37 protein-coding genes are annotated in these 21628 nt (G+C 51.1%); 31 read left to right on the top strand and 6 right to left on the bottom strand.

Annotation, left to right across the window (positions count from 1 at the left end):
• Positions 1-9: 9 nt before the first annotated feature.
• From rpsS to ACTJJ1_RS20355, 26 genes are all read left to right on the top strand, one after another.
• Positions 10-288, top strand: a complete 279-nt coding sequence (rpsS, locus tag ACTJJ1_RS20480; protein WP_004929772.1) for a 30S ribosomal protein S19 — start codon at positions 10-12, stop codon at positions 286-288.
• 14 nt (positions 289-302) lie between these two features.
• Entirely contained in the window at positions 303-635 is a 333-nt protein-coding gene (gene rplV, locus ACTJJ1_RS20475) for a 50S ribosomal protein L22 (protein ID WP_004951174.1), read from the top strand.
• Between the two features lie 17 nt (positions 636-652).
• On the top strand, positions 653-1351 hold the full coding sequence (gene rpsC, locus ACTJJ1_RS20470) for a 30S ribosomal protein S3 (RefSeq protein WP_004951172.1): 699 nt from the start codon (positions 653-655) through the stop codon (positions 1349-1351).
• 12 nt (positions 1352-1363) lie between these two features.
• Positions 1364-1774: a 50S ribosomal protein L16 gene (gene rplP / locus ACTJJ1_RS20465; RefSeq protein WP_004951171.1), complete on the top strand. Its 411-nt coding sequence runs from the start codon at positions 1364-1366 to the stop codon at positions 1772-1774.
• Complete coding sequence (rpmC, locus tag ACTJJ1_RS20460) at positions 1774-1965, top strand: 50S ribosomal protein L29 (RefSeq protein WP_004951169.1); 192 nt, start codon at positions 1774-1776, stop codon at positions 1963-1965. The genes rplP and rpmC overlap by 1 nt, the downstream gene beginning before the upstream one ends.
• The gene (gene rpsQ, locus ACTJJ1_RS20455; protein ID WP_004951166.1) at positions 1966-2220 is read left to right on the top strand and encodes a 30S ribosomal protein S17; all 255 of its coding nucleotides are present in this window, start codon (positions 1966-1968) and stop codon (positions 2218-2220) included.
• Positions 2221-2386: 166 nt separating this feature from the next.
• Positions 2387-2758: a 50S ribosomal protein L14 gene (gene rplN, locus ACTJJ1_RS20450; protein ID WP_004951161.1), complete on the top strand. Its 372-nt coding sequence runs from the start codon at positions 2387-2389 to the stop codon at positions 2756-2758.
• Positions 2759-2768: 10 nt separating this feature from the next.
• A complete protein-coding gene (gene rplX / locus ACTJJ1_RS20445; protein ID WP_004951158.1) occupies positions 2769-3083 on the top strand; it encodes a 50S ribosomal protein L24 in 315 nt (104 codons plus the stop codon).
• A gap of 14 nt (positions 3084-3097) precedes the next feature.
• Positions 3098-3637: a 50S ribosomal protein L5 gene (gene rplE, locus ACTJJ1_RS20440; RefSeq protein WP_004951155.1), complete on the top strand. Its 540-nt coding sequence runs from the start codon at positions 3098-3100 to the stop codon at positions 3635-3637.
• A 13-nt stretch (positions 3638-3650) separates the two neighbouring features.
• A complete protein-coding gene (rpsN, locus tag ACTJJ1_RS20435) occupies positions 3651-3956 on the top strand; it encodes a 30S ribosomal protein S14 (RefSeq protein WP_004951154.1) in 306 nt (101 codons plus the stop codon).
• A gap of 30 nt (positions 3957-3986) precedes the next feature.
• On the top strand, positions 3987-4379 hold the full coding sequence (gene rpsH / locus ACTJJ1_RS20430; protein WP_004951149.1) for a 30S ribosomal protein S8: 393 nt from the start codon (positions 3987-3989) through the stop codon (positions 4377-4379).
• A gap of 14 nt (positions 4380-4393) precedes the next feature.
• Positions 4394-4927 (top strand): 50S ribosomal protein L6, encoded by a 534-nt coding sequence (gene rplF / locus ACTJJ1_RS20425; RefSeq protein WP_004951145.1) that lies wholly within the window; start codon positions 4394-4396, stop codon positions 4925-4927.
• Positions 4928-4936: 9 nt separating this feature from the next.
• Positions 4937-5290: a 50S ribosomal protein L18 gene (gene rplR / locus ACTJJ1_RS20420; protein WP_004951143.1), complete on the top strand. Its 354-nt coding sequence runs from the start codon at positions 4937-4939 to the stop codon at positions 5288-5290.
• A gap of 14 nt (positions 5291-5304) precedes the next feature.
• On the top strand, positions 5305-5808 hold the full coding sequence (rpsE, locus tag ACTJJ1_RS20415; protein WP_004951140.1) for a 30S ribosomal protein S5: 504 nt from the start codon (positions 5305-5307) through the stop codon (positions 5806-5808).
• Between the two features lie 2 nt (positions 5809-5810).
• Complete coding sequence (rpmD, locus tag ACTJJ1_RS20410; RefSeq protein WP_004951137.1) at positions 5811-5990, top strand: 50S ribosomal protein L30; 180 nt, start codon at positions 5811-5813, stop codon at positions 5988-5990.
• 3 nt (positions 5991-5993) lie between these two features.
• Positions 5994-6428: a 50S ribosomal protein L15 gene (gene rplO, locus ACTJJ1_RS20405; protein ID WP_004951135.1), complete on the top strand. Its 435-nt coding sequence runs from the start codon at positions 5994-5996 to the stop codon at positions 6426-6428.
• Positions 6429-6435: 7 nt separating this feature from the next.
• Entirely contained in the window at positions 6436-7767 is a 1332-nt protein-coding gene (gene secY / locus ACTJJ1_RS20400) for a preprotein translocase subunit SecY (protein ID WP_004929740.1), read from the top strand.
• Between the two features lie 33 nt (positions 7768-7800).
• Positions 7801-7917 carry a 50S ribosomal protein L36 gene (gene rpmJ / locus ACTJJ1_RS20395; RefSeq protein WP_002227352.1) on the top strand — a complete coding sequence of 39 codons (117 nt, stop codon included), beginning with the start codon at positions 7801-7803 and terminating at the stop codon, positions 7915-7917.
• 146 nt (positions 7918-8063) lie between these two features.
• The gene (gene rpsM, locus ACTJJ1_RS20390; protein ID WP_004951130.1) at positions 8064-8420 is read left to right on the top strand and encodes a 30S ribosomal protein S13; all 357 of its coding nucleotides are present in this window, start codon (positions 8064-8066) and stop codon (positions 8418-8420) included.
• A 16-nt stretch (positions 8421-8436) separates the two neighbouring features.
• Positions 8437-8826 (top strand): 30S ribosomal protein S11, encoded by a 390-nt coding sequence (gene rpsK, locus ACTJJ1_RS20385; protein WP_004951128.1) that lies wholly within the window; start codon positions 8437-8439, stop codon positions 8824-8826.
• 30 nt (positions 8827-8856) lie between these two features.
• A complete protein-coding gene (gene rpsD / locus ACTJJ1_RS20380; protein ID WP_004951125.1) occupies positions 8857-9477 on the top strand; it encodes a 30S ribosomal protein S4 in 621 nt (206 codons plus the stop codon).
• 25 nt (positions 9478-9502) lie between these two features.
• Positions 9503-10492 (top strand): DNA-directed RNA polymerase subunit alpha, encoded by a 990-nt coding sequence (locus ACTJJ1_RS20375; protein WP_002919219.1) that lies wholly within the window; start codon positions 9503-9505, stop codon positions 10490-10492.
• Between the two features lie 40 nt (positions 10493-10532).
• Positions 10533-10922 carry a 50S ribosomal protein L17 gene (gene rplQ, locus ACTJJ1_RS20370; protein ID WP_004929726.1) on the top strand — a complete coding sequence of 130 codons (390 nt, stop codon included), beginning with the start codon at positions 10533-10535 and terminating at the stop codon, positions 10920-10922.
• Positions 10923-11069: 147 nt separating this feature from the next.
• Positions 11070-11450, top strand: coding sequence for a DUF1992 domain-containing protein (locus ACTJJ1_RS20365; protein WP_440835071.1), 381 nt, complete (start codon positions 11070-11072; stop codon positions 11448-11450).
• The gene (gene zntR / locus ACTJJ1_RS20360) at positions 11443-11874 is read left to right on the top strand and encodes a Zn(2+)-responsive transcriptional regulator (protein ID WP_013814790.1); all 432 of its coding nucleotides are present in this window, start codon (positions 11443-11445) and stop codon (positions 11872-11874) included. The genes ACTJJ1_RS20365 and zntR overlap by 8 nt, the downstream gene beginning before the upstream one ends.
• Before the next feature lie 84 nt (positions 11875-11958).
• Positions 11959-12165, top strand: a complete 207-nt coding sequence (locus tag ACTJJ1_RS20355) for an alternative ribosome-rescue factor A (RefSeq protein WP_004951119.1) — start codon at positions 11959-11961, stop codon at positions 12163-12165.
• 56 nt (positions 12166-12221) lie between these two features.
• On the opposite strand, the gene mscL is transcribed toward ACTJJ1_RS20355, so the two are convergent.
• From mscL to def, 5 genes are all read right to left on the bottom strand, one after another.
• Positions 12222-12638: a large-conductance mechanosensitive channel protein MscL gene (mscL, locus tag ACTJJ1_RS20350; RefSeq protein WP_004951117.1), complete on the bottom strand. Its 417-nt coding sequence runs from the start codon at positions 12636-12638 to the stop codon at positions 12222-12224.
• A 141-nt stretch (positions 12639-12779) separates the two neighbouring features.
• On the bottom strand, positions 12780-14156 hold the full coding sequence (gene trkA / locus ACTJJ1_RS20345) for a Trk system potassium transporter TrkA (RefSeq protein ID WP_004951116.1): 1377 nt from the start codon (positions 14154-14156) through the stop codon (positions 12780-12782).
• Positions 14157-14233: 77 nt separating this feature from the next.
• Positions 14234-15523: a 16S rRNA (cytosine(967)-C(5))-methyltransferase RsmB gene (gene rsmB / locus ACTJJ1_RS20340; protein WP_004951113.1), complete on the bottom strand. Its 1290-nt coding sequence runs from the start codon at positions 15521-15523 to the stop codon at positions 14234-14236.
• A gap of 72 nt (positions 15524-15595) precedes the next feature.
• Complete coding sequence (gene fmt, locus ACTJJ1_RS20335) at positions 15596-16540, bottom strand: methionyl-tRNA formyltransferase (protein WP_020439909.1); 945 nt, start codon at positions 16538-16540, stop codon at positions 15596-15598.
• Between the two features lie 17 nt (positions 16541-16557).
• Positions 16558-17067, bottom strand: a complete 510-nt coding sequence (gene def / locus ACTJJ1_RS20330) for a peptide deformylase (RefSeq protein ID WP_004951110.1) — start codon at positions 17065-17067, stop codon at positions 16558-16560.
• 133 nt (positions 17068-17200) lie between these two features.
• Here def and dprA point away from each other — a divergent pair, with 133 nt between their 5' ends.
• Genes dprA through aroE form a run of 5 tightly spaced genes read left to right on the top strand, consistent with a single transcriptional unit; the run spans position 17201 to position 20745 of the window.
• Positions 17201-18322, top strand: a complete 1122-nt coding sequence (gene dprA / locus ACTJJ1_RS20325; protein WP_440835066.1) for a DNA-protecting protein DprA — start codon at positions 17201-17203, stop codon at positions 18320-18322.
• Positions 18294-18767, top strand: coding sequence for a DUF494 family protein Smg (smg, locus tag ACTJJ1_RS20320; protein ID WP_012147203.1), 474 nt, complete (start codon positions 18294-18296; stop codon positions 18765-18767). The genes dprA and smg overlap by 29 nt, the downstream gene beginning before the upstream one ends.
• 25 nt (positions 18768-18792) lie before the next feature.
• Positions 18793-19338, top strand: a complete 546-nt coding sequence (locus tag ACTJJ1_RS20315; RefSeq protein WP_409443972.1) for a DNA topoisomerase family protein — start codon at positions 18793-18795, stop codon at positions 19336-19338.
• A gap of 7 nt (positions 19339-19345) precedes the next feature.
• Complete coding sequence (gene tsaC, locus ACTJJ1_RS20310) at positions 19346-19915, top strand: L-threonylcarbamoyladenylate synthase type 1 TsaC (protein ID WP_440835063.1); 570 nt, start codon at positions 19346-19348, stop codon at positions 19913-19915.
• An 11-nt stretch (positions 19916-19926) separates the two neighbouring features.
• Positions 19927-20745: a shikimate dehydrogenase gene (gene aroE, locus ACTJJ1_RS20305; RefSeq protein WP_004951094.1), complete on the top strand. Its 819-nt coding sequence runs from the start codon at positions 19927-19929 to the stop codon at positions 20743-20745.
• Positions 20746-20781: 36 nt separating this feature from the next.
• On the opposite strand, the gene ACTJJ1_RS20300 is transcribed toward aroE, so the two are convergent.
• Entirely contained in the window at positions 20782-21324 is a 543-nt protein-coding gene (locus ACTJJ1_RS20300; RefSeq protein ID WP_004951090.1) for a gamma carbonic anhydrase family protein, read from the bottom strand.
• Positions 21325-21628: the final 304 nt, after the last annotated feature.

The raw sequence follows: 21628 nt of genomic DNA, 5'->3' as shown, positions 1-21628 counted from the left end.
GGATAAGCCATGCCACGTTCTCTCAAGAAAGGTCCTTTTATTGACCTGCACTTGCTGAAGAAGGTAGAGAAAGCGGTGGAAAGCGGTGACAAGAAGCCTTTGCGCACTTGGTCCCGTCGTTCAACGATCTTTCCTAACATGATCGGTTTGACCATCGCTGTCCATAATGGTCGTCAGCACGTACCAGTGTTTGTTTCCGACGAAATGGTCGGTCACAAACTGGGTGAATTCGCGCCGACTCGCACTTATCGCGGCCATGCGGCTGATAAAAAAGCTAAAAAGCGCTAAGGTAGGAGGAAGAGATGGAAACTATCGCTAAACATCGCCACGCTCGTTCTTCTGCTCAGAAGGTTCGCCTTGTTGCAGACCTGATCCGCGGTAAGAAAGTGTCGCAAGCTCTGGAAACTCTGACCTACACCGACAAGAAAGCTGCCGGTCTGGTTAAGAAAGTGCTGGAGTCTGCCATTGCTAACGCAGAACACAACGATGGCGCTGACATCGATGATCTGAAAGTCACGAAAATCTTCGTAGACGAAGGCCCAAGCATGAAGCGCATTATGCCGCGTGCAAAAGGTCGTGCAGATCGCATCCTGAAGCGCACCAGCCACATTACTGTGGTTGTGTCCGATCGCTGAGACTCTGGAGACTAGCAATGGGTCAGAAAGTACATCCTAATGGTATTCGCCTGGGTATTGTCAAACCTTGGAACTCTACTTGGTATGCGAATACCAAAGAATTCGCTGACAACCTGGACAGCGACTTTAAAGTTCGTCAATTCCTGATTAAGGAACTGGCGAAAGCTTCCGTTTCTCGCATCGTTATCGAACGTCCTGCGAAGAGCATCCGTGTGACTATTCACACTGCTCGTCCAGGCATCGTTATCGGCAAGAAAGGTGAAGATGTCGAAAAACTGCGTAAGGTCGTAGCGGATATCGCTGGCGTTCCTGCGCAGATTAACATCGCCGAAGTCCGTAAACCGGAACTTGACGCTAAATTGGTTGCTGACAGCATCACTTCCCAGCTGGAACGTCGCGTTATGTTCCGTCGTGCTATGAAGCGTGCTGTACAGAACGCAATGCGTCTTGGCGCTAAAGGTATCAAAGTTGAAGTAAGCGGCCGCCTTGGCGGTGCTGAAATCGCGCGTACCGAATGGTACCGTGAAGGTCGTGTTCCGTTGCACACACTGCGTGCGGATATCGATTACAACACATCTGAAGCGCACACCACTTATGGTGTAATCGGCGTTAAGGTATGGATCTTCAAAGGTGAGATCCTGGGTGGTATGGCTGCAGTTGAACAACCGGAACCGGCTGCTCAACCTAAAAAGCAGCAGCGTAAAGGCCGCAAGTAAGGAGAGTCGCTGATGTTACAACCAAAGCGTACAAAATTCCGTAAGATGCACAAAGGCCGCAACCGTGGTCTGGCGCAGGGTACGGATGTTAGCTTCGGCACTTTCGGTCTGAAAGCTGTTGGCCGTGGCCGTCTGACTGCTCGTCAAATCGAAGCAGCTCGTCGTGCAATGACTCGTGCAGTTAAGCGTCAAGGTAAAATCTGGATCCGTGTATTCCCGGACAAACCAATTACCGAGAAGCCGCTCGAAGTGCGTATGGGTAAAGGTAAGGGTAACGTGGAATATTGGGTTGCCCTGATCCAACCTGGTAAAGTCCTGTACGAAATGGACGGTGTACCAGAAGAGGTCGCCCGTGAGGCATTCAAGCTGGCTGCAGCTAAATTGCCGATCAAAACCACCTTTGTAACTAAGACGGTGATGTAATGAAAGCACAAGAGCTGCGTGAAAAAAGCGTTGAAGAGCTGAACACTGAGCTGCTCAACCTGCTGCGTGAGCAATTTAACTTGCGCATGCAGGCGGCAAGTGGCCAGCTGCAACAAACTCACCTGTTGAAACAAGTGCGTCGTAACGTCGCACGCGTTAAGACTTTACTGACTGAAAAGGCGGGTGTGTAAATGACTGATATTAACCGTACTCTGCAGGGTCGTGTTATTAGTGACAAAATGGAGAAATCCCTGGTTGTTGCTATCGAGCGCACGGTGAAGCACCCGATCTACGGGAAATTCATCAAGCGTACGACCAAGCTGCACGTACATGACGAGAACAACGAATGTGGTATTGGTGACGTGGTAGAAATCCGCGAATGCCGTCCACTGTCTAAGACTAAGTCTTGGACGTTGGTTCGCGTTGTAGAGAAAGCGATTCTGTAATAGAGTAGCAGCCTCTAACTTAATAAACGGCTCAGAAAATGAGCCGTTTATTTTTTCTACCCATACTCTGGAAGCGGTGTTATAATGCTGCGCCCTCGGTTATGGGGCTTTTCAACGATCTAGTAATAGGTCCTAAAGTTGTAGTTGACATTAGCGGAGCACTAACATGATCCAAGAACAGACTATGCTGACCGTGGCCGACAACTCCGGTGCACGTCGCGTAATGTGTATCAAGGTTCTAGGTGGCTCGCACCGTCGCTACGCAGGCATCGGCGATGTCATCAAAATTACCATCAAGGAAGCAATTCCTCGCGGTAAGGTGAAGAAAGGCGATGTGCTGAAGGCGGTAGTGGTGCGCACCAAGAAGGGTGTACGTCGCCCGGACGGTTCTGTCATTCGCTTCGATGGTAATGCATGCGTTATTTTAAACAATAACAGCGAGCAACCTATCGGTACGCGTATTTTTGGGCCGGTAACTCGTGAACTGCGTAATGAGAAGTTCATGAAAATTATCTCTCTGGCACCAGAAGTACTCTAAGGAGCGAAACATGGCAGCGAAAATCCGTCGTGATGACGAAATTATCGTGCTTACCGGGAAAGACAAAGGTAAACGCGGTAAAGTAAAAAATGTCCTGTCTGCTGGTAAGGTCATTGTTGAAGGTATCAACCTGGTCAAGAAACATCAGAAGCCGGTTCCGGCCCTGAACCAACCAGGTGGCATTGTTGAAAAAGAAGCTGCAATTCAGGTTTCTAACATTGCTCTCTTCAACGCGGCTACCGGTAAGGCTGACCGTGTAGGCTTTAGATTCGAAGACGGGAAAAAAGTCCGTTTCTTCAAGTCTAACAGCGAAACTATCAAGTAATTTGGAGTAATACGATGGCGAAACTGCATGATTACTACAAAGACGAGGTAGTCAAACAACTGATGTCTCAGTTTGATTACAACTCTGTCATGCAAGTCCCTCGGGTCGAGAAGATCACCCTGAATATGGGTGTTGGTGAAGCGATCGCTGACAAGAAACTGCTGGATAATGCAGCAGCTGATTTGGCAGCAATCTCCGGTCAAAAGCCGTTCATCACCAAAGCACGCAAATCTGTTGCAGGCTTCAAAATCCGCCAGGGCTATCCGATCGGCTGTAAAGTAACTCTGCGTGGCGAACGCATGTGGGAGTTCTTTGAGCGACTGATTTCCATTGCTGTTCCACGTATCCGTGACTTCCGTGGCTTGTCCGCTAAGTCATTCGATGGCCGTGGTAACTACAGCATGGGTGTGCGTGAGCAAATCATCTTCCCAGAAATCGACTATGACAAAGTCGACCGCGTTCGTGGTTTGGATATTACCATTACCACTACTGCGAAATCTGATGATGAAGGCCGCGCGCTGTTGGCTGCTTTTAACTTCCCGTTCCGTAAGTAAGGCAGGGTTACTGATGGCTAAGCAATCAATGAAAGCACGCGAAGTCGTTCGCGTGAAACTGGCTGACAAGTACCGCGCTAAACGCGAGGAATTGAAAGCTATCATTTCTAGTGTGAACTCTTCCGACGAAGATCGTTGGGATGCTGTTCTCAAGCTGCAAACTCTGCCGCGTGATTCCAGCCCGTCTCGTCAGCGTAAACGCTGCCGCCAAACTGGCCGTCCACATGGTTATGTGGGCAAATTCGGGTTGAGCCGTATCAAGTTACGTGAAGCCGCCATGCGCGGTGAAGTACCAGGCTTGAAAAAGGCTAGCTGGTAATTACCAATTGAATCACGGGAGTAAAGACAGATGAGCATGCAAGATCCGATCGCGGATATGCTGACCCGTATCCGTAACGGTCAAGCCGCGAACAAAGTTGCGGTCACCATGCCTTCCTCCAAGCTGAAAGTGGCAATTGCCAACCTGCTGAAGGAAGAAGGTTTTATTGAAGATTTCAAAATTGAAGGCGACACCAAGCCTGTTCTGGAACTGGTACTGAAGTACTTCCAGGGCAAGGCAGTGGTAGAAAGCATTCAACGAATCAGCCGTCCAGGTCTGCGCATCTATAAGAAAAAAGATGCACTGCCAAAAGTTATGGCTGGTTTGGGTATTGCTGTTATTTCTACCTCTAAAGGTGTTATGACCGATCGTGCAGCTCGCCAAGCTGGTCTTGGTGGCGAGATTATCTGCTACGTAGCTTAATTCGGGAGGAAAGAATGTCTCGTGTTGCAAAAGCACCCGTCGTCATTCCTGCCGGCGTAGAGGTAAAACTCAACGGTCAGGTTATTTCGATTAAGGGTAAGAACGGCGAGCTGACTCGTACTGTCCACAACGCCGTTGAAGTGAAGCAAGAAGGTGATGCACTGACTTTCGCCCCGCGCGAAGGTTTTGCTAACGCTTGGGCCCAAGCGGGTACAACGCGCGCTCTGCTGAACGCAATGGTCGTTGGTGTTACCGAAGGCTTCACCAAGAAGCTTCAACTGGTAGGTGTTGGTTATCGTGCTGCTGTTAAAGGCAACGTGGTGAATTTAGCCTTAGGCTTCTCTCACCCGGTCGATCACCAGCTGCCAGCAGGTATTACTGCTGAATGCCCAAGCCAAACTGAAATCGTGCTGAAAGGCGCTGATAAACAAGTTATTGGCCAGGTTGCTGCAGATCTGCGTGCCTACCGCCGTCCTGAGCCTTATAAAGGCAAGGGTGTCCGTTACGCCGACGAAGTCGTGCGTACCAAAGAGGCTAAGAAGAAGTAAGGTAACACTATGGATAAGAAATCTGCTCGTATCCGTCGTGCGACCCGCGCACGCCGTAAGATCAAAGAACTGGGTGCAACCCGCCTGGTGGTACATCGTACCCCGCGTCACATTTACGCACAGGTAATTGCTCCAAATGGTTCTGAAGTACTGGTAGCTGCTTCTACTTTAGAAAAAGCTATCACAGAGCAATTGAAGTATTCCGGTAACAAAGACGCAGCAGCGGCCGTAGGTAAAACTCTGGCTGAGCGCGCGTTGGAAAAAGGGATCTCTAAAGTATCCTTTGACCGTTCCGGTTTCCAATATCATGGTCGAGTCCAGGCACTGGCAGATGCTGCCCGTGAAGCTGGCCTTCAGTTCTAAGGAAGAGGTTTAAGATGGCTCACATCGAAAAACAAGCTGGCGAACTGCAGGAAAAGCTGATCGCGGTAAACCGCGTATCTAAAACCGTAAAAGGTGGCCGTATTTTCAGCTTTACCGCACTGACAGTAGTTGGTGATGGTAACGGTCGCGTTGGTTTTGGCTACGGCAAAGCACGCGAAGTTCCGGCAGCGATCCAGAAAGCGATGGAAAAAGCCCGTCGCGCTATGATTAATGTTGCTTTGAATAGCGGCACTCTGCAGCACCCTGTTAAAGGTGCTCATACGGGTTCCCGTGTATTCATGCAACCAGCTTCCGAAGGTACCGGTATTATCGCCGGTGGTGCAATGCGCGCCGTCCTGGAAGTTGCAGGGGTTCATAACGTATTGGCTAAAGCATATGGTTCTACTAACCCGATCAACGTGGTTCGTGCAACTATCGCTGCTTTGGAAGATATGAAATCCCCAGAAATGGTCGCTGCCAAGCGTGGTAAGTCCGTCGAAGAAATTCTAGGGAAATAACCATGGCAAAGACTATTAAAGTAACTCAAACAAAAAGCAGCATCGGCCGTTTGCCAAAGCACAAGGCAACTCTGCTCGGTTTAGGTCTGCGTCGTATTGGTCACACCGTAGAGCGCGAGGATACTCCTGCTGTACGCGGTATGATCAACTTGGTTTCCTACATGGTTAAAGTTGAGGAGTAACAGATGCGTTTAAATACTCTGTCTCCGGCTGAAGGTGCCAAGCATGCGCCGAAGCGTGTAGGTCGTGGTATTGGTTCTGGCCTGGGTAAAACCGCTGGTCGTGGTCACAAAGGTCAGAACTCTCGTTCTGGTGGTGGCGTACGTCGTGGTTTTGAAGGTGGTCAGATGCCTTTATATCGTCGTTTGCCGAAATTCGGCTTCACCTCTCGCAAAGCTATGATCACGGCAGAAGTTCGTCTGTCTGAGCTGGCTCTTGTTGAAGGCGACGTAATCGACCTGAACGCGCTGAAAGCCGCTAACGTTGTTGGTATCCAGATCGAGTTCGTGAAAGTTATGCTTTCTGGCGAAGTCGCTCGTCCGGTTACCCTGCGTGGTCTGCGTGTCACCAAAGGCGCTCGTGCTGCTATCGAAGCTGCTGGCGGTAAAATTGAGGAATAAGTAGCAGATGGCTAAGCAACCAGGATTAGATTTTCAAAGTGCTAAAGGCGGGCTCGGCGAGCTGAAGCGCAGACTTTTGTTTGTCATCGGCGCGCTGATTGTCTTCCGTATCGGCTCTTTTATTCCGATTCCTGGTATCGATGCCACTGTGCTTGCCAAATTGCTCGAGCAGCAGAGAGGCACCATCATTGAAATGTTTAACATGTTCTCTGGTGGTGCCCTCAGCCGTGCTTCTATCTTTGCTCTGGGGATCATGCCGTATATTTCGGCCTCGATCATTATCCAGCTGTTAACGGTGGTTCATCCAGCGTTGGCAGAAATCAAGAAAGAAGGGGAGGCTGGCCGTCGCAAGATTAGCCAGTACACCCGTTACGGTACGCTGGTGTTGGCCATATTCCAGTCTATCGGTATTGCTACCGGTTTACCGAATATGCCTGGTATGCAGGGTCTGGTGTTAAATCCAGGCTTTGCGTTCTACTTTACTGCTGTAGTTAGTTTGGTCACTGGGACAATGTTCCTGATGTGGCTGGGCGAACAGATTACTGAGCGCGGTATCGGTAACGGTATTTCGATCATTATCTTCGCAGGTATTGTAGCGGGACTTCCGCCGGCAGTGGCCCATACCATTGAGCAAGCTCGGCAAGGCGACCTGCACTTCCTCCTGTTGCTGTTGGTTGCAGTATTAGTGTTTGCAGTAACCTTCTTCGTTGTTTTCATTGAACGTGGTCAACGTCGTATCGTCGTTAACTATGCGAAGCGTCAACAAGGTCGTCGTGTTTATGCAGCACAGAGCACACACTTACCGTTGAAAGTGAACATGGCAGGGGTTATCCCGGCAATCTTCGCTTCCAGCATTATTCTGTTCCCTGCCACGATTGCATCATGGTTTGGGGGCGGTACCGGTTGGAACTGGCTGACAACGATTTCGCTGTATTTGCAGCCAGGGCAACCGCTTTATGTGTTACTCTATGCGTCTGCAATCATCTTCTTCTGTTTCTTTTACACGGCGTTGGTTTTCAACCCGCGTGAAACAGCAGATAACCTGAAGAAGTCCGGTGCCTTCGTACCAGGAATTCGTCCGGGAGAGCAAACGGCGAAGTACATCGATAAAGTAATGACGCGTTTAACCCTGGTGGGCGCGATGTACATTACTTTCATCTGCCTGATCCCGGAGTTCATGCGTGATGCAATGAAAGTACCATTCTACTTTGGTGGTACCTCGCTACTGATCGTGGTTGTCGTCATCATGGACTTTATGGCTCAAGTGCAAACTCTGATGATGTCAAGTCAGTACGAGTCTGCATTGAAGAAAGCAAACCTGAAAGGCTATAACCGCTAATCAGGCGCGTTTGAGAAGTTACGGAGAGTAAAAATGAAAGTTCGTGCTTCCGTCAAGAAATTATGTCGTAACTGCAAAATCGTTAAGCGTAACGGTGTCGTTCGTGTGATTTGCAGCGCCGAGCCGAAGCATAAACAGCGTCAAGGCTGATTATCTCGCATATTTTTCTTGCAAAGTTGGGTTGAGCTGGCTAGATTAGCCAGCCAATCTTTTGTATGTAGCTGCAACATTATTTGAGTATCCTGAAAACGGGCTTTTCAGAATGGTGTTGCCGTATAAAATAGTAGGAGTGCATAGTGGCCCGTATAGCAGGCATTAACATTCCTGATCATAAACATACCGTAATCGCCTTAACGTCGATCTTCGGAATCGGTAAAACCCGCTCACAGTCTATCTGTGCGTCTACGGGTATTGCTGAAAATGTTAAGATCAGTGAGCTGTCTGAAGAGCAAATTGAACAGCTGCGTGAAGCAGTCGCCAAATTCACTGTAGAAGGTGATTTGCGTCGTGAAGTTACCCTGAGCATCAAGCGTCTGATGGATCTTGGTACTTACCGTGGTTTGCGTCATCGTCGTGGTCTGCCAGTTCGCGGTCAGCGTACGAAGACCAACGCACGTACCCGTAAGGGTCCGCGTAAACCGATCAAGAAATAATCAGGGTGATTGAATAATGGCAAAGGCACCTGTTCGTACACGTAAGCGTGTAAGAAAACAAGTCTCTGACGGCGTGGCTCATGTCCATGCTTCTTTCAACAACACCATTGTTACTATTACCGATCGTCAGGGTAATGCATTGGGTTGGGCAACTGCCGGTGGTTCTGGTTTCCGTGGTTCTCGTAAGTCAACTCCGTTTGCAGCTCAGGTTGCAGCAGAACGTTGTGCTGACGCAGTAAAAGAATACGGTATCAAGAACCTGGAAGTTATGGTTAAGGGACCGGGTCCGGGTCGCGAATCAACTATTCGTGCTCTGAACGCCGCTGGTTTCCGCATCACTAATATTACTGATGTGACTCCTATCCCTCACAACGGTTGTCGTCCGCCGAAAAAGCGCCGCGTATAACGCTGCTTTTAGGTTAGTTGGAGAAAGAAAATGGCAAGATATTTGGGTCCTAAGCTCAAGCTTAGCCGCCGTGAGGGCACAGACCTGTTCCTGAAGTCTGGCGTTCGCGCGATCGATACCAAGTGTAAAATTGAGCAACCGCCTGGTCAACACGGTGCGCGTAAACCGCGTCTGTCTGACTACGGTGTACAGTTACGTGAAAAGCAAAAAGTTCGCCGTATGTACGGTGTTCTGGAGCGTCAATTCCGTAACTATTATAAAGAAGCAGCACGCCTGAAGGGCAACACCGGTGCAAACCTGTTGCAACTGCTGGAAGGTCGTTTGGACAACGTTGTTTACCGTATGGGCTTCGGCGCTACTCGTGCAGAGTCACGTCAGTTGGTTAGCCACAAAGCAATTATGGTAAACGGTCGCGTTGTTAACATCGCTTCTTATCAGGTATCTCCGAATGACGTAGTCAGCATCCGCGAGAAGGCTAAAAAGCAATCTCGTGTTAAAGCTTCTCTGGAGCTGGCTGAGCAGCGTGAAAAGCCGACTTGGCTGGAAGTTGATGCTGCTAAGATGGAAGGCGTGTTCAAGCGTATGCCTGAACGTACCGATCTGTCTGCGGACATTAACGAACACCTGATCGTCGAGCTTTACTCCAAGTAAAGCTTAGTACCAAAGAGAGGACACAATGCAGGGTTCTGTGACAGAGTTTCTAAAACCGCGCCTGGTAGATATCGAGCAAGTCAGTTCGACGCACGCCAAGGTGACCCTTGAGCCTTTAGAGCGTGGCTTTGGCCATACTCTTGGCAACGCACTGCGCCGTATTCTGCTTTCATCTATGCCGGGTTGCGCGGTGACCGAGGTTGAGATTGATGGTGTACTGCATGAGTACAGCACCAAAGAAGGCGTACAGGAAGATATCCTGGAGATCCTGCTCAACCTGAAAGGGCTGGCGGTGAGAGTTCAAGGCAAAGACGAAGTTATTCTTACCCTGAATAAATCTGGCATTGGCCCTGTGACCGCTGCCGACATTACCCATGATGGTGATGTCGAAATCGTCAAGCCTCAGCATGTGATCTGCCACCTGACCGATGAGAACGCTGCTATCAGCATGCGTATCAAAGTTCAGCGCGGTCGTGGTTACGTGCCGGCTTCTGCCCGAATTCATTCGGAAGAAGATGAGCGCCCGATCGGTCGTCTGTTGGTTGACGCCTGCTATAGCCCTGTAGAGCGTATTGCCTACAATGTTGAAGCAGCGCGTGTAGAACAGCGTACTGACCTGGACAAGCTGGTTATCGAAATGGAAACCAATGGCACGATCGATCCTGAAGAGGCGATCCGCCGTGCGGCAACCATCCTGGCTGAACAACTTGAAGCTTTTGTTGACTTACGTGATGTTCGTCAACCAGAAGTTAAAGAAGAGAAACCAGAATTCGATCCGATCCTGCTGCGCCCTGTTGACGATCTGGAATTGACTGTCCGCTCTGCTAACTGCCTTAAGGCAGAAGCTATCCACTACATCGGTGATCTGGTACAGCGTACCGAGGTTGAGTTGCTGAAAACGCCGAACCTGGGTAAAAAATCTCTTACTGAGATTAAAGACGTGCTGGCCTCACGTGGTCTGTCTCTGGGCATGCGCCTGGAAAACTGGCCACCGGCAAGCATTGCTGACGAGTAACCGGATCACAGGTTAAGGTTTTACTGAGAAGGATAAGGTCATGCGCCATCGTAAGAGTGGTCGTCAACTGAACCGTAACAGCAGCCACCGCCAGGCTATGTTCCGTAACATGGCCGGCTCTTTGGTTCGTCATGAGATCATCAAGACGACCTTGCCAAAAGCGAAAGAGCTGCGTCGCGTTGTTGAGCCGCTGATTACTCTTGCCAAGACCGACAGCGTAGCTAATCGTCGTCTGGCATTCGCCCGTACTCGTGATAACGAGATCGTGGCAAAACTGTTTAACGAGCTGGGCCCGCGTTTCGCGAGCCGTGCCGGTGGTTACACTCGCATTCTGAAGTGTGGCTTCCGCGCAGGCGACAACGCGCCGATGGCATACATCGAGCTGGTTGATCGTGCTGAGTCTCAAGCAGAAGTGGCAACTGCAGAGTAATCTGTAGACGCGTAAAAAAACCGGGCTTGCCCGGTTTTTTTACGTCCAGAGCTAGCCGAATGTGCTCTCTTCCCCCGCAAGACTTAAGATCCCCGCCTCTATCCGCTATGCTAACGCTATTAGTCAGGTCAACTGAGAGATCATGTTATGTGGTTACTCGATGAATGGGCGGAGCGTCATATTAGTGAGGCGCAAGCTAAAGGTGAACTGGACAATTTACCGGGCCAAGGACAGCCGCTTAAGTTGGATGATGACAGCGCTGTGCCTGCTGAACTGCGTTCAGGGTTTCGCTTGCTAAAAAATGCCGGCTATTTGCCTGTGGAACTTGAAGATCGTAAAGAAGCACTCACTGTAGCCCGTTTACTGCAGAATATTAACAGCGAGCATCCAGACTATGTCAGCCTCAGCAGACGTATGGCCTTGCTGGAATATCGCTTGCGGCAGGCAGGAATGAGCACTGATTTTTTACACGGTGAATATGAGCGGACATTGAACGAGAAATTCGCACTGGAGCAGAGTGATGTTTAAGATCGGTCAACTGGCAAAGCTTGCTGACGTAACGCCCGATACTGTGCGCTATTACGAAAAGCAGGGAATGATGGATCATAACGTTCGTACCGAGGGCGGTTATCGGCTGTACAGCGATCAGGATCTGCAGCGGTTACGGTTTATCCGTTATGCCAAGCAGCTCGGCTTTACATTGGAAACCATCGCCGAACTGCTGTCGATCCGCGTTGATCCTGAACATCATACTTGCCAGGAGTCTAAATCGATCGTTGACGCGAGGCTCAGCGAAGTAGAGAACAAGCTTACTGAGTTGATGCGGATGCGTGCATCGTTAAAGCGGCTGAGCGATGCTTGCTGTGGTAGCGCTCATACCAGTAGCTATTGTTCAATTTTGGAAGCGCTGGAGCAGGGTGCCAGTGATGAAAAGGTAAAAAAAGGCACATAAAAGAGCTCGCGGGCCTTTAATTTTTATACGCGCGGCAGTACTATCGGCACGTTTTATAACCCTAGTTTCAACAGGAGCATTACTGTGACTAAATACCGTCATACCAAAGGTCAGATACAGGACAACGCTATTGAGGCATTGTTGCACGATCCATTATTCCGCCAACGGATAGAGAAAAATACCAAAGGAAAGGGCAGCTATCGGCGTAAAGATAAACACGCAAAAGGCGGTAACTGGGAGGCCAGTGGCAAACTATCAAACGATAATTTACCACTGGCCTTCTGGTTTTAAGACATTAAAAAAGCCATCTGAATATGATGGCTTTTTATTGGCGCTGGAAAGCGTAATTACAGTTTTGGCTGCTGTTGTTGGCTCAGCAAATCACGGATTTCAGTCAGCAGTTTTTCTTCCGCAGTCGGTGCCGGAGGTGCTGCCGGCTCTTCCGCCTGCTTGCGGCGCACTTTGTTCATTAATTTAATGGCCAGGAAAATAGCGAAGGCAACGATAACGAAGTCAAAAACGGACTGGATAAATGAACCATAGTTCATTACCACAGCGGGAACAGCACCTTGGGCTTCACGTAATACCAGGTGGAATTGTTTGAAGTCGACGCCGCCGATCAGTAAACCCAGCGGGGGCATGATGATATCTGCAACGAAGGACGAAACGATTTTACCGAAAGCAGCACCGATAATCACACCCACTGCCAGATCAACCACATTGCCACGCATAGCGAATTCGCGGAATTCTTTTAACATACTCATAGCACACCCCTCAAAGAAATTAACAACACAAGTTTAACAAAGCAATTTCCCTTTGCCACAATAAGGAGAGAAAAGTGTTTTATCTCTTCCCACGGCAGCGAATATCAACCTGATTATAGACTATCGGTTAATAAATTTGTTCTAAAGGAAGAATGGGCTTGGCTGGAACAAACGTTCAACGTCGGGAACGAACTTTTTGTCGGTAATAAACATAATGACATGATCCCCTTGCTCAATCTTGCTGCGACCATTGGCAATAATAACGTCGTCACCCCGTACAATGGCGCCAATGGTGGTACCTGGCGGCAATTTAATATCTTCAACGATACGGCCAACCACTTTTGAAGTGCTTTCATCACCGTGGGCAATCGCTTCTATAGCTTCAGCCACGCCGCGACGCAGCGATGAAACGCTTACGATATCCGCTTTGCGCACGTGGCCCAACAATGCAGAAATCGTCGCTTGCTGTGGGGATATAGCAATATCGATTACGCTGCCTTGCACCAGATCGACGTAGGCGCGACGCTGAATCAGCACCATTACTTTTTTAGCACCCATGCGTTTGGCTAGCATAGCGGACATTATGTTGGCCTCGTCATCATTGGTTATGGCAATAAAGACGTCTACCTGATCAACGTGTTCTTCAGCTAACAGTTCCTGATCCGAGGCATCACCATAAAACACGATGGTGTCATGCAACTGCTCGGCCAACTCTGTGGCACGCTGCTGATTACGTTCAATCAGTTTCACGTTATAAGATTTTTCCAACCGCTGTGCCAGGCCTGCACCTACATTGCCGCCGCCGACGATCATTATACGTTTATAAGGTTTCTCGAGCCGCTGCAATTCACTCATTACCGCACGGATGTGCTGCGATGCGGCAACGAAAAATACTTCATCTCCTGCTTCGATTATGGTGGATCCCTGAGGACGAATAGGCCGATCCTGGCGGAAGATCGCGGCGACGCGGGTATCAATGTGCGGCATATGCTCGCGCATTGCGGACAACGCGTTACCTACCAGCGGGCCGCCGTAGTAGGCTTTTACCGCAGCAATGCTGACCTTCCCTTCGGCAAAATTGACAACCTGCAGTGCGCCTGGGTACTCAATCAATTTATAGATGTAATCGATAACCAGTTGTTCCGGTGAAATCAGGTGATCAATAGGTACGGCTTCCGGCTGAAAAAGTTTCTCCGATTCGCGGATATATTCCGGCGCGCGGATACGTGCGATACGGTTAGGCGTATTAAACAGCGAATAGGCAATCTGACAGGCAATCATGTTGGTCTCGTCAGAATTGGTAACGGCGACCAGCATGTCGGCGTCTTCCGCACCTGCTTCTCGTAACACTCGCGGATGGGAGCCGTATCCCTGAACGACCCGCAGGTCAAATTTATCCTGTAACTGACGCAGGCGACCGGAATCGGTATCCACGACGGTGATATCGTTATTTTCACCCACCAGGTTTTCTGCCAGTGTTCCGCCAACCTGACCTGCACCAAGAATAATTATTTTCATTTGGTTCTCTGCTTCACACTGAAACCGCTGAATATTATCTGATAGGGCACAACAGGCGCGCCCTGAGCACTGAACAGCTACATTTTAATCAGCTTAGCGTAAAAGAAGCCATCCCCATCTTCTGGATGCGGAAGATTCTGTCTACCAGGTTGCTGTTCGTCACCCGTTTCAACCAACCGGGCATCGGGATGACGCTGGAGGAAGGCGGTAATCTGCTCAGCATTCTCCGTTGGCAGGATAGAACAGGTGGCATACACCATCACACCACCGCTTTTAAGGTGTGGCCAAATGGCGTCAATAATCTCTGCCTGGAGTTTGGCCAGCTCAGCGATGTCACTGTCGCGGCGTAGCCATTTGATATCTGGATGGCGGCGGATCACGCCGGTGGCAGAGCAGGGGGCATCCAGCAAAATGCGATCGAATTGCTTGTCGCCACACCATTGTTGCGGAGTGCGGCCATCACCCAATTTCACTTCGGCATGTAAACGCAGGCGCTGCAGATTTTCTTTGACCCGGCCCAGGCGTTGCTCATCGATATCGACCGCCATCACGTGGGCTTTGGGGGCAGCCTCCAGGATGTGGGTGGTTTTACCACCCGGAGCTGCGCACAGATCGAGGATCTGTTCCCCGTTCTGTGGATCCAGCAGATCAACACAGCCCTGCGCGGAGGCGTCTTGCACAGTGACCCAGCCATCGGCAAAGCCAGGCAGATCGGTAACGGCGCAGGGTACCAGCAGACGCAGCGCATCAGGGTATTCTGCATGCGGCTCGGCGGCAATACCAGCCTGTTCCATCAACCGCAAATAGTCTTCGCGGGTGTGATGAAGGCGGTTGACGCGCAGCCACATCGGCGGCTTCTGGTTATTGGCATCAATAATTTGTTCCCACTGAGCGGGATAAGCTTGCTGAATGCGTTTTAAAAGCCAACTTGGGTGCAGATAGCGGCTGTCGTTATTGGCGGCGCGTTGCAGTAATTCCTCTTGCTGGCGTTGGAACTGGCGCAATACGCCATTGATCAGACCTTTAAGCTGTGGTCGTTTCAACGCCACCGCGCCTTCCACGGTTTCTGCCAGTACCGCGTGAGCAGGGATACGGGTATACAGCAGCTGGTACAGCCCGACCATCAGCAAATAGTGCAGCGTGCGCTGCTTGCCGGTCATCGGCTTTGCCATTAGTTGCTGAATGCACCATTCGAGCTGCGGCAGCACGCGCAGAGTGCCGAAGCACAGTTCCTGCAAGAGTGCGCGGTCCTTGTCAGAAATGGTTTTTTGCAGTGACGGCAGGACAGTGCTGAGTGACTGACCTTGATCCAGCACCTGACCGATGGCTTTGGCTGCGTGGCTTCGGAGATTGTAGTTGTTTTTCATAGGCTAAAGCTGATAACGATCGGCGTTAAGAAAGAAACAGCCCGGCTATTATCTGCCGGGCAGTGGGGCAGTTTATAACCGGTTACCCGGTGTAAACCATTCGCGGCGTGAATTCAGCAGATCCTGCGCCGACATCGGTTTTTTGCCCGCCGGTTGCAGTTGCGTCAGGTTAAGAATACCGTCCGCGGTAGCTATCTGAATACCGTGCTTGTCGGCATGAATGATGGTGCCGGGTTCTGCGCCAGGCGTGTCTGCCAACACCGTTGCCTGCCACACTTTCACCGGCTGATCGTCTATGGTGAAATAGCTGACCGGCCATGGGTTAAAGGCGCGGATGCAACGTTCAAGCTGAACGGCGGACAGGCTCCAGTCCAGGCGTGCTTCTTCTTTGCTCAGCTTCTCGGCGTAGGTCACCAGCGCTTCATCTTGCACTTCACGTTGTGCCGTACCTTCGGCCATTTGCAGCAGCGTGGTCAGCATGCCTTGCGGGCCGAGTTTTGCCAGCTTGTCGTACAGGGTGGCGCTGGTGTCATCGGCTTCGATCGGACATGCGATCTTGTGCATCATATCGCCGGTGTCCAGGCCCACGTCCATCTGCATGATGGTGACGCCGGTTTCGTTGTCGCCAGCCCAGAGTGAACGTTGAATGGGGGCTGCGCCACGCCAACGCGGCAACAGCGAACCGTGCACGTTGATGCAACCGAGGCGCGGCATATCCAGCACCGCTTTAGGCAAGATTAGGCCATACGCCACTACCACCATTACGTCGGCGTTGAGATCGGCAACCAGATGCTGGTTCTCTTCCGGGCGCAATGATTTGGGTTGAAATACCGGCAGTTGGTGCTGTTCTGCCAGTACCTTAACCGGGCTGGGCGTCAGTTTGTTACCGCGGCCTGCGGGACGATCAGGTTGGGTAAATACCCCGACAATCTGGTGCCCAGATGACAACAGCGCGTCAAGGTGACGCGCTGCGAAGTCTGGAGTACCGGCGAAAATAATCCGTAAAGTGTCAGACACGTTGATTTCCTGATCGGTTAGGCGCGTGCGTTCAGCTTGGCCATTTTTTCCAGTTTCTGACGGATACGCTGGCGCTTCAGCGGCGACAAATAATCGACGAACAGCTTGCCCATCAGGTGGTCCATTTCGTGCTGAATACAGATGGCCAACAGGTCATCAGCTTCGAGCTCAAAAGGTTTACCGTCACGGTCCAGCGCTCTGATTTTCACGTTGGCGGCGCGCGGAACTAATGCACGCTGCTCAGGAATGGAAAGGCAGCCTTCCTCAATCCCGGTTTCACCGCTTTTTTCCAGCAGTTCCGGGTTGATCAGCACGAGGCGCTCATCGCGGTTCTCAGAAACGTCAATGACGATAATCCGCTGATGGATATCCACCTGTGTCGCAGCCAGGCCAATACCTTCCTCTGCGTACATGGTTTCAAACATATCATCCACGATGCGCTGGATAGTTGCATTGACTTCTTTTACCGGGGCCGCAACTTTGCGTAGCCGCTCGTCTGGGTAATGTAATACCTGCAATACTGACATATATCTTGAGATCTGTTTCCGAGTGATAAACGAGGTTTAGCTTCTATTCTAGACATTTCCCGGCCTGATTGACAGCATTGTGCACCAATTGCTCGAATTGGTAATAACGCCGTTTTCTGCGAGGGAACAGACGATGCAGGCAGAGGAAATTGGCTTACGGATGCATGGGGTTACAGGGGTGGGGGCCGCACAGGCTAGCCAGATGATAAGACAAATGGTCGCGGTCGGGGGCGATCCTTATCGTTTGTTACGGTCATTGGGGCTAAATGAGCGGCAGCAGGCGCAGTTTCGCCAGGTGGACTCACGTTATCTGGCCGCCACGCTCACCTGGCTCGAGCAGCCCGATAACGTGCTGTTGACCTATGGTGAGGCCGGTTACCCCGAACAATTGCTTCCTGTCGACGATGCCCCGCTGATACTGCTGGTGAAGGGTAACCCAGAGGTCTTGCTACAACCGCAAATCGCCATGGTCGGCAGCCGTCAGTTCAGTCATTACGGTGAGCACTGGGGCAGTTATTTTTCCACCGGGCTGGTGCACTGCGGTTTTACCATCACCAGCGGGTTGGCCATTGGCATCGATGGCATCTGTCATCGCGCGGCGCTGGCGGCTGAAGGAAAGACGGTGGCCGTGCTGGGCAGCGGTCTGGCTAATATCTATCCGCGCCGGCATCGCCGTTTGGCCGAACAAATTGTCGAGCACGGCGGGGCGGTAATCTCTGAATATCTGGTTACCGACCTGCCAATGGCCGATCACTTTCCGCGCCGAAACCGCATTATCAGCGGTTTAAGCTTGGGTGTAGTGGTGATTGAAGCCTCCCTACGTAGCGGGACGTTGATAACGGCCCGTTATGCGCTGGAACAAGGGCGTGAGGTCTTTGCGCTGCCTGGCGCTTTGGGGAATCCGATGAGCGAAGGAACGCACTGGTTGATCCAACAGGGGGCTTATCTGGTCACGGGGCCGAAAGAGATAGCCGAACAGCTGGGAAGCGGCCTGCATTGGCTATCGTTGAACGAAAATACAACTATTTGTGCGTCTGAAGCCGAAGTTGAATTGCCATTTGCTGATGTGTTGGCTAACGTAGGAGATGAGGTGACACCTGTTGACGTCGTCGCTGAACGTGCCGGCCAACCTGTGCCAGAGGTGGTAATCAAGTTACTCGATCTGGAGTTAGCAGGGTGGATCGCAGCTGTACCCGGCGGCTATGTCCGAATAAGGAGGGCAGGCCATGTTCGACGTACTCATGTACTTGTTTGAAACTTATATCCACAATGAACCAGAGATGCGCGTCGATCAGGATCAACTGACCGATGATCTCGCTCAGGCGGGGTTTCATCGGGATGATATCTACAACGCGTTGAATTGGCTTGAAAAACTCGCTGACCTGCAGGAAGGCGAAAACGCGCCATATTTTATGGATGCCGATCCGCTGGCAATGCGGATCTACACCGAAGAAGAAGGCGTGCGTTTGGATGCCAGTTGCCGTGGTTTCCTCCTGTTCCTTGAGCAGATTCAAGTATTGAACCTCGAAACCCGTGAAATGGTTATCGATCGTGTTATGGCTTTAGATAACACGGAATTCGATCTCGAAGATCTGAAATGGGTGGTGCTGATGGTGTTGTTTAATATCCCAGGATATGAAAGCGCCTATCAGCAAATGGAAGAACTGTTGTTTGAAGTAAACGAAGGTTATCTGCACTGAGCCGGTAACACGCATAGAAGATGTTATGACAAAAACAGCGATTTTTGCCGCCAGGCAAAATGAACCCTGTCCGGAATGCGGGGCCGAGTTGGTGATCCGCAGTGGTCGCCACGGCCCCTTTCTCGGCTGTTCCCGTTATCCTGAATGCCAATATATCCGGCCGCTTAAAGCGCAGACCGATGGCCATATTGTCAAGGTATTGGAAGGGCAGGAATGCCCGAAATGCCAGGCAACGCTGGTGCTACGCCAAGGTCGTTATGGCATGTTTGTCGGCTGCGGTAACTACCCGGAGTGCGATCACACTGAAGTGATCGATAAGCCGGATGAAACCAGTATCAGCTGTCCGCAGTGCGGGCAGGGGAAACTGTTGCAGCGTAAATCACGCTACGGCAAGGTTTTCCATTCCTGCGATCGCTACCCTGAATGCCAGTTTGTTCTCAATTTTAAACCTGTCGCCGGAGAGTGCGAATACTGCCACTACCCGCTGTTGATGGAAAAACGCACGGCAAAAGGGCCAACCCTGTGCTGTGCCAGCAAACTTTGCGGAAAATCCGTAGTCACCACAGAATAATGACATCATGAGCTCTGAATTCACTTCTATCTTAACGCCAATAATTGACGCATTGCGTAACCAGCAGGTCATTGCTTACCCTACCGAGGCGGTATTTGGCCTGGGGTGCGATCCTGATAGTGGGCAGGCGGTCAATGCCTTATTGGCATTGAAACAGCGCCCCTGGGAAAAAGGGCTGATCCTGATTGCGGCCGATTATTCGCAGCTAACATCCTATATCGACGATGGCGCCCTTAGCGAACAGCAGCGCGCTGCGATGTTTGCCACTTGGCCAGGTCCGGTGACCTGGGTTATTCCCGCACGGCCTGAAACGCCGCGGCTGCTGACCGGGCGTTTCAATTCATTGGCGGTGCGCGTCAGCGATCATCCATTGGTGCAACAACTGTGCCGGCAGTTTGGCAAACCGTTGGTGTCGACCAGCGCTAATCTCAGCGGACAAGAGCCTTGCCGCAGCGCCGATGAGGTTATGCAACAGTTTGGCTCCGCGTTTCCGGTGTTAGCCGGCACTGTTGGTGGCCGTCTTAATCCTTCCGAAATCAGAGATGTCCTGACCGGTGAGTTGATCCGTCAGGGCTAGAGGTGATATGCATGGAGAAGTTTGCGGTATTCGGCAACCCTATCGGCCACAGTAAATCGCCGCGTATTCATGCGTTATTTGCCGCCCAGACCGGGCTAGAACATCCTTACGGCAGGGTGTTGGCGCCGCTTGACGGTTTTGAAACCACTCTGCAGGCCTTTATCCAGGCGGGGGGGCTAGGGGCTAACGTCACGGTCCCCTTTAAAGAGCACGCCTATAAGGTTGCTACGGAGCTGAGCGAGCGTGCTTCGCTGGCAGGTGCGGTAAATACGCTGAAGGTATTGCCGGAAGGCCGACTGTTGGGTGATAACACCGACGGGATCGGCTTACTGACCGATCTTGAACGCCAGAAGTTGATCCAGCCGAAGGATCGCATCTTGCTGGTGGGAGCTGGTGGCGCGGCGCGCGGCGTGATCCTGCCGCTATTATCCTTTGGCTGTGAGGTAGTGATCGTCAACCGTACTTTCAGTCGGGCGCAGCTGCTGGCGCAGGTCTTCCAGCATCTGGGCAAAATATCCGCATTGCCAATGGATAAACTCGCTGAATGGCAGTTTGATTTAGTGATTAACGCCACGGCGTCTGGCATCAGTGGGGAAATCCCGGCATTGCCGGTTGGGACGGTTAACGAGCGTACCCGCTGTTATGACATGTTTTATCAACAGGGATTAACGCCGTTTTTGGCTTGGGCACTACAACAGGGCGCGAAAGAGTATGCCGACGGTTTAGGGATGCTGGTGGGGCAGGCCGCCCATTCGTTTCTGTTATGGCATGGCGTTATGCCGGAAATCGAACCGGTGCTGCGCCAACTGCGCAGCGAATTGGCGGCATAGCCTGTTTCCCGTTCCCTATATAAGGGAACGGGACTTTCAGATGTCTTCCGACAAATATTCGTCTTTCCAGCGTACGTAGTTATTTGAAGAGTAAAGCAGCCCTTCTAATTCAGCGGTGTTAAGCGGACGGATTTGGCGCGCTGGGCTACCCATATAAAGGTAACCACTTGCCAGACGTTTGCCCGGAGCTACCAGGCTGCCGGCACCAATCATCACATCATCTTCTATTACTGCTCCATCCAGCAGGATCGATCCCATCCCTACCAGTACTCGATTGCCGATCGTGCAGCCGTGCAACATCGCTTTATGGCCTACGGTTACGTCTTCACCAATCAACAATGGGTAACCTTCGGGATTATGATCGGACTTATGGGTAACATGCAGCACGCTGCCATCCTGAATATTACTGCGCGCACCGATCTTTACCGCGTTCACATCACCGCGGATGGCAACCAACGGCCAGATACTGACGTCATCGGCCAGTTCAACATTACCGATCACTACGCTGGAAGGGTCGATCATCACGCGCTGACCCAGTTGAGGAGAGTAATGAAGATAAGAACGTACTGCATCGGACATAGGAATAGCCTCAGATCGGGATCATATTTACCGGCAATACTAGACGTTGGCGGTGGAATTACAACCAATGGAAGTGACGGATCCTGTGGAAAATGGCCCCGATCGCGCAAGATCCACCCGAAAGGGCTGAAAAGTGTGCAAACGGTAAGGAAAGATCAAAAAAGGGGTTGTGCAAAAAACTCGGATCCCTATAATGCGCCTCCATCGACACGGAACATGTGAACAACTTCACAGAGTCTCCGGGGTTCGAAGAGAAAAAATCCTGAAAATTAGGGTTGACTCTGAAAGAGGAAAGCGTATTATA

It is taken from the genome of Serratia sp. 22264, from assembly GCF_052045345.1.
Classification (GTDB): domain Bacteria; phylum Pseudomonadota; class Gammaproteobacteria; order Enterobacterales; family Enterobacteriaceae; genus Serratia; species Serratia plymuthica.
This window is presented reverse-complemented; position numbering and strand designations above follow the sequence as displayed.